This is a genomic window from Fictibacillus sp. NRS-1165, from assembly GCF_050468105.1.
GTDB lineage: Bacteria > Bacillota > Bacilli > Bacillales > Fictibacillaceae > Fictibacillus_C > Fictibacillus_C terrinigri.
Window position 1 is genome coordinate 1 of sequence record NZ_JBDPNU010000041.1, and the last position, 1,662, is coordinate 1,662.

The window sequence follows — 1,662 nt, forward strand, 5'->3', positions numbered from 1 at the left end:
TCTTTGAAAACCAAACAAAAGCCAGGTAAGTCAGGGATTTTACAATCCCATCAATTTCTTATTTTTAAACTTTATGAGCTATATCAAACACTTTATTGGAGAGTTTGATCCTGGCTCAGGACGAACGCTGGCGGCGTGCCTAATACATGCAAGTCGAGCGGACCAAAGAGAGCTTGCTCTCGGAGGTCAGCGGCGGACGGGTGAGTAACACGTGGGCAACCTGCCTGTAAGACGGGGATAACTCCGGGAAACCGGAGCTAATACCGGATGATAAAGAGAAACGCCTGTTTCTTTTTTGAAAGTCGGCCTTGTGCTGACGCTTACAGATGGGCCCGCGGCGCATTAGCTAGTTGGTGAGGTAACGGCTCACCAAGGCGACGATGCGTAGCCGACCTGAGAGGGTGATCGGCCACACTGGGACTGAGACACGGCCCAGACTCCTACGGGAGGCAGCAGTAGGGAATCTTCGGCAATGGACGAAAGTCTGACCGAGCAACGCCGCGTGAGCGATGAAGGCCTTCGGGTCGTAAAGCTCTGTTGTCAGGGAAGAACAAGTATCGGAGTAACTGCCGGTACCTTGACGGTACCTGACCAGAAAGCCACGGCTAACTACGTGCCAGCAGCCGCGGTAATACGTAGGTGGCAAGCGTTGTCCGGAATTATTGGGCGTAAAGCGCGCGCAGGCGGTTCTTTAAGTCTGATGTGAAAGCCCACGGCTCAACCGTGGAGGGTCATTGGAAACTGGGGAACTTGAGTGCAGGAGAGAAAAGTGGAATTCCACGTGTAGCGGTGAAATGCGTAGAGATGTGGAGGAACACCAGTGGCGAAGGCGGCTTTTTGGCCTGTAACTGACGCTGAGGCGCGAAAGCGTGGGGAGCAAACAGGATTAGATACCCTGGTAGTCCACGCCGTAAACGATGAGTGCTAGGTGTTGGGGGGTTCCACCCTCAGTGCTGACGTTAACACATTAAGCACTCCGCCTGGGGAGTACGACCGCAAGGTTGAAACTCAAAGGAATTGACGGGGGCCCGCACAAGCAGTGGAGCATGTGGTTTAATTCGAAGCAACGCGAAGAACCTTACCAGGTCTTGACATCCTCTGACCACTCTAGAGATAGAGCTTTCCCCTTCGGGGGACAGAGTGACAGGTGGTGCATGGTTGTCGTCAGCTCGTGTCGTGAGATGTTGGGTTAAGTCCCGCAACGAGCGCAACCCTTGACCTTAGTTGCCAGCATTCAGTTGGGCACTCTAAGGTGACTGCCGGTGACAAACCGGAGGAAGGTGGGGATGACGTCAAATCATCATGCCCCTTATGACCTGGGCTACACACGTGCTACAATGGGTGGTACAAAGGGTTGCGAAGCCGCGAGGCCGAGCCAATCCCAAAAAGCCACTCTCAGTTCGGATTGTAGGCTGCAACTCGCCTACATGAAGCCGGAATTGCTAGTAATCGCGGATCAGCATGCCGCGGTGAATACGTTCCCGGGCCTTGTACACACCGCCCGTCACACCACGAGAGTTTGTAACACCCGAAGTCGGTGGGGTAACCTTTTGGAGCCAGCCGCCGAAGGTGGGACAGATGATTGGGGTGAAGTCGTAACAAGGTAGCCGTATCGGAAGGTGCGGCTGGATCACCTCCTTTCTATGGAGACATGAGCGCACA

The 1,662-nt window shown here is 54.2% G+C and carries 1 rRNA gene; it reads left to right on the top strand.

What is annotated here, in order from left to right:
* Window positions 1-92 precede the first annotated feature (92 nt).
* Window positions 93-1,641: ribosomal RNA gene (locus ABHN01_RS17890) — 16S ribosomal RNA — on the top strand.
* The last annotated feature ends 21 nt before the right edge of the window (window positions 1,642-1,662 follow it).